Below are 4,986 nucleotides of genomic sequence, written 5' to 3'. Positions count from 1 at the left end.
GCGCATGATCGCGGCCAGCACCAGGGTGAAGATCAGCGTCGGTGCCAGTGCCAGCGATACGCGCAGGCTGCTGCGGAAGCTCTCGCCGAACATCACGCGACGCTGCAGCCAGACCACTGCGATGCGCAGCGGCAGCACCACCAGGGTGATGACGATGCCCAGCCCCAGCGCCTCCCAGCTCAGCGCTTCGCTGGGCACCTTGGTGCCGGCGTTGAAGAAATAGAACGGCACGAAGAACGAGGCGAACAGACGCAGCGCATGCAGGTTTTCGTGCGAAGCCAGCAGCGGCATTCGCTGGTGCAGCAGGCGCGCGACCAGGCCGGCAATGAAGGCGCCAACCAGGTAGTACACGCCCAGCAGGTAGGTGATGTACGCCGCCACCATGCCCACCATCACCAGCAGTGAGAATTCCGAGCCCGGTGCATGCGGCGCGACCCAGCGACCGAGCGCGATGAACAGCAGCGGCAGGCCGATCATCATCGCCAGCAGGGCCAGGCTGGACAGCGCCATGTGCCCGGGATCGCCAGCCTGCAGCACGATGAACAACGCCGCCAGGGCCAGCAGTTCACCGGCGATGGCCTTGCTGGTGACCCAGAACCGCTCGTCCTCGCTCAGCCCCAGCCGCGACAGCGAATCCATGATGAAACCGGTGGAGGGGGTCAGCAGCGCAAGCGCCAGCAGCCCTGCCGCCTGCCATGGCAGGCCGGCGTAACGCCAGGCCAGCCAGCCGACGCCGAACAGGGTCGCACTGCGGATCAGCAGATGCGCCAGCAGCGGCCACATGCCGCGCCGCAGGGCCTGCAGGTCAACTTCCAGGCCAGCGAACAGGAACAGTGAGGAGATGCCCAGCGTGGCCAGCAGTGCGATGACAGCGTCGTGCGCCTGGTCACCCAGCCAGAGCATGCCGATGATGCCGAACAGCAGGCAGGTCAGCGGCGCCGGCAGGCTGAACCGCTGCAGCGCGCGCGGGATGACCAGCAGCGCGAAGATCAGCAGCAGGTAGACCAGTTCATGGCTCATCGGGGGGACTTCCGTGTGGATCGAACGCGCGCAGGATGCGGGTTCGATCCGGATCGGGCAAGCCGGACACGGCTGAAAGTGTCCTCTCCTTTCGGCAGAGCGCCCTTCAGCGGATCAGCCCATCTGCAATCCGCCCGACCTGCGCAAGTACCGCCGCGCGCTGTTCGAGGCTGATCGTGCCCGCCTGCAGATAGGCGGTCAGGACCCAGGGCGAACCGCCCTGCACCGGCCACAACACGGCGATGTCGTTGCGGGCGTCTTCGCCATTGCTGCCGGTCTTGTCGCCCACCCGCCAGCGCTTGCCCAGGCCCGCACGAAGGCAGGCATCGCCGGTTTCGTTGTCGATCAGCCAGTCGGCCAACTGCTGGCGTGAGGCAGGCCTGAGTGCATTGCCCAGCACCAGACGCTGCAGCGTCGATGCAATGGCCGCCGGCGTAGTGGTGTCGCGGGGATCATCGATGGCGAAGCTGTTCAGTTCCGGCTCCAGGCGATCGCTGCGGGTGATCGTGTCGCCGGTGGCGCGCAGGAACGCGGTCACCGCCGGCGGCCCGCCGATCGCTGCGAACAACAGGTTGGCGGCGGTGTTGTCGCTGGTGATCAACGTGGCCCGGCACAGGTCACGCACGGTCAGGTCCTTGCCGACGTGGCGGCGGGTGACCGGCGCGTGCTCCAGGAGGTCCTGGGTCCGCACCGGCAGGCGCCGGTCCAGCAGTGCCGCATCGCGCTCGGCCTGCTTGAGCACCGTGGCGGCCAGCACGCTCTTGAAGGTGCTGCACAGCGGGAAGCGTTCGTCCTGGCGATGGCCGAGGCGGCGACCACCAGCGCTGTCGAGCAGGGTTACGCCGAGTCGACCGCTGCACGCCTTTTCCAGTGCGGCGAAGTCGGCGGCGGCGGCGATGGCGGCATCGACCGGTGTGGCGGGCACGGTGGCGGGTGCGGCAGCCCGGGCCAGCAGCGGCAACGCAAGGGTGGACGCGACTGCGGCACTACTGAACTGCAGGAATCGACGACGGGCAAGCATGCGGAATCCTCGTGGAAGTTGTCCCGATTATTGAAAGGGTGGGCAAAGGCGACCAGCGCGTTTTTTCAGCGTCAGTCATGAGATTAATTCATGCATGACGCATTAAACCCTTTATTTATCCAACGCCCATGGCAAGGCGCTACCATCAGCCATCATCCTGCCTCACACGTCCCCATGCTGCACCCCACCCTTTCGCTGAATGCGTTGCGCGCCTTCGAAGCGGCTGCCCGGCACCAGAACTTCACCCGGGCCGCCTTGGAACTCTGCGTCAGCCAGGCGGCGCTGAGCCACCAGATACGCGGGCTGGAGGACCGGCTGGGTATCCGCCTGTTCCATCGGCTGCCCCGCGGCGTGGCGCTGACCGAGGAAGGAGCAGCCCTGTACCCGGTGCTCAATGAATCCTTCGAGCGCATTTCAGCCAGCATCGCCCGCTACACCGGTGGCCCGGCGCGGGAAGTGCTGACGATCGGCGTGGTCGGCACCTTCGCCACCGGCTGGCTGCTGCCGCGGCTGRCCGCGTTCGATGCGGCCCACCCGGATATCGAACTGCGGCTGCAGACCCACAACAACCGCATCGACCTGGCCGGTGAAGGCCTGGACCTGGCAATCCGTTTCGGCGATGGCGACTGGCAGGGACRGGCCTGCACGGCGATCCTGGACGCGCCGTTCGCACCGTTGTGCGCGCCGGCACTGGCGCGACGGCTGAAGCACCCCCGCGATCTGGCGGCCTTGCCGCTGCTGCGTTCGTACCGCAGCGACGAATGGCCACGCTGGCTGCAGATGGCTGGGGCCAACGGCGTGGAAGCGCGCGGACCGGTGTTCGATTCGTCATTGACGCTGGCGGTGGCTGCGGCCGGTGGCGCGGGCGTTGCCCTGCTGCCGTTGCGCATGTTCGAAGCGGACCTGGCCGAGGGCCGGCTGCTGCAGCCGTTTGCCACCACGCTGGAACTGGGCCGCTACTGGCTGACCCGTCTGCGCTCACGTGCTGAACGTGAGCCAGCCAGGCGCTTCCGAGAGTGGTTGCAGGCGCAGGGCGCGTAGGTAGTGCCGGCCGCTGGCCGGCACCCCCTTGATCGTTGTGGGCGCATCGCATTGCCGGCCAGCGGCCGGCACTACCGATCAGGATTCCAGCAGTTCCATCCAGGCCGCTTCGGCCTTTTCCAGCTGCGCCGCGGTAGCTTCGCGGTCGCGACCGAGCACGGCCATGCGCGTGGCATCGGCGTAGTTGCTCGAGTCGGCAAGCTGCCGGTCCAGTTCGGCCAGCACACCTTCCAGCTCGGCGACCTTGGCTTCGGCGCTGGCCAGCTTGTGCGGGTTGACCGGCTTCTTCTGCACCACCTGCGCGACCGGTGCGGTCTTGACCACCACCGGCTCCTCCACCTGCTCCATGCGTGCCTTGGTGCCCTGCGCCTGCGGGCGCGTGCGCAGCCAGGCGGCATAGGCGTCGAGGTCACCGTCGAACGGTTCGACCACGCCATCGGCCACCCGCCAGAAGGTGTCACAGACCAGGCCGATCAGATGACGATCATGCGAGACCATCACGATCGCGCCGTCGAAATCGGCCAGGGCTTCAGCCAGGGCTTCGCGCATTTCCAGATCAAGGTGGTTGGTCGGTTCGTCCAGCAGCAGTACGTTCGGCTGCTGCCAGGCGATCAATGCCAGCGCCAGGCGTGCACGCTCGCCACCGGAGAAACCATCCACCGGTTCAAAGGCACGGTCGCCMGGGAAATTCCACTTGCCGAGGAAATCGCGGAACGACTGGTTCGGTGCATCCGGGGCCAGGTCGCGGAAGTGCTCCATCGGCGACTGGCCTTCATGCAGCGACTCGACCGTGTGCTGGGCGAAGTAGCCGATGCGCAGGTCCGGGTGCGCGGCGCGCTCGCCGGCGATCGGTGCCAGCTCGCCCACCAGGGTCTTCACCAGTGTCGTTTTACCGGCGCCGTTGGGGCCCAGCAGGCCGATGCGCTGGCCCGCTTCCAGGCCAAAGCCCACGTTGTGCAGGATCACCGAGTCGCTGCCGTAGCCGGCCTCGACGTGGTTCAGGCGGATCAGCGAGAACGGCAGTTTGGCCGGCGGTGCGAACTCGATGCGGAATTCGCGCTCGGYGCGGACCGCTTCGGTACCGGCCAGCTTGGCCAGTCGCTTCATCCGGCTCTGTGCCTGCGCAGCCTTGCTGGCCTGGGCCTTGAAGCGGTCGATGAAGCTCTGCAGATGGGCGCGCTCGGCCTGTTCCTTCTCGTGCGCGATCTGCTGCTGACGCAGCTGTTCGGCGCGCTGGCGCTCGAAATCGGTGTAGCCGCCCGGATACAGCTTGGCACCGCCACCGTGCAGGTGCAGGGTGTGGGTGGCGACGTTGTCGAGGAACTCGCGGTCATGCGAGATCAGCAGCAGGGTGCCCGGATACTTCAGCAGCCACTGTTCCAACCAGTACACCGCGTCCAGATCCAGGTGGTTGGTCGGTTCGTCAAGCAGCAGCAGGTCGCTGGGCATCATCAGCGCGCGGGCCAGGTTCAGGCGCACGCGCCAGCCGCCGGAGAACGAGGACACCGCGCGGTGGTGCGTTTCGGCCGGGAAACCCAGCCCATGCAGCAGCTTGCCGGCGCGCGCTTCAGCGTCGTAGGCGTTCAGCTCGGCCATGCGCGTATGCGCCTCGGCCACGGCTTCCCAGTCTTCACGGGCGGTGGCCTCGGCCTCGGCGGCCAGCACGGCGGCAACCTCGACGTCACCGCCCAGCACGAAGCTCAGCGCCGGATCCGGCAGCGACGGGGTTTCCTGGGCGACGCTGGCGATGCGGATCTTGCCGGGCAGGTCGACGTCACCCTTGTCGGCCTCCAGCTCGCCCTTCACCGCCGCGAACAGGCTGGACTTGCCAGCACCGTTGCGGCCGACCACGCCTACCCGGTAACCGGCATGCAGAGTCAGGTCGACATTGGACAACAGCAGCC

At 67.3% G+C, this 4,986-nt stretch carries 4 protein-coding genes; 1 reads left to right on the top strand and 3 read right to left on the bottom strand.

What is annotated here, in order from left to right; genetic code table 11:
- Together AB4Y84_RS13015 and blaL2 are read right to left on the bottom strand one after the other, a co-directional pair.
- Positions 1-1,020: cation:proton antiporter (locus AB4Y84_RS13015; protein ID WP_442250245.1), on the bottom strand; the 1,020-nt coding region annotated here is incomplete at its 3' end.
- A 106-nt stretch (positions 1,021-1,126) separates the two neighbouring features.
- Positions 1,127-2,041, bottom strand: coding sequence for a L2 family extended-spectrum class A beta-lactamase (gene blaL2, locus AB4Y84_RS13010; RefSeq protein ID WP_442244410.1), 915 nt, complete (start codon positions 2,039-2,041; stop codon positions 1,127-1,129).
- Between the two features lie 174 nt (positions 2,042-2,215).
- On the opposite strand from blaL2, the gene ampR reads away from it, so the two are divergent.
- Entirely contained in the window at positions 2,216-3,082 is an 867-nt protein-coding gene (gene ampR, locus AB4Y84_RS13005; RefSeq protein WP_442250244.1) for a LysR family transcriptional regulator AmpR, read from the top strand.
- 78 nt (positions 3,083-3,160) lie between these two features.
- Here the strand turns inward: ampR and AB4Y84_RS13000 are convergent, their stop codons facing one another.
- Positions 3,161-4,984 carry an ABC-F family ATP-binding cassette domain-containing protein gene (locus tag AB4Y84_RS13000; protein WP_442250243.1) on the bottom strand — a complete coding sequence of 608 codons (1,824 nt, stop codon included), beginning with the start codon at positions 4,982-4,984 and terminating at the stop codon, positions 3,161-3,163.
- Positions 4,985-4,986: the final 2 nt, after the last annotated feature.

The sequence above is a fragment of the Stenotrophomonas sp. 2YAF22 genome, from assembly GCF_052114665.1.
Classification (GTDB): domain Bacteria; phylum Pseudomonadota; class Gammaproteobacteria; order Xanthomonadales; family Xanthomonadaceae; genus Stenotrophomonas; species Stenotrophomonas indicatrix.
Note: the sequence above shows the minus strand (reverse complement) of the source record. Positions and strands in the feature narration are given on the sequence as shown.

Excerpts from the sequence above, each read along its gene's own strand:
- blaL2 (WP_442244410.1), bottom strand. The coding sequence starts at position 2,041 with ATGCTTGCCCGTCGTCGATTCCTGCAGTTCAGTAGTGCCGCAGTCGCG.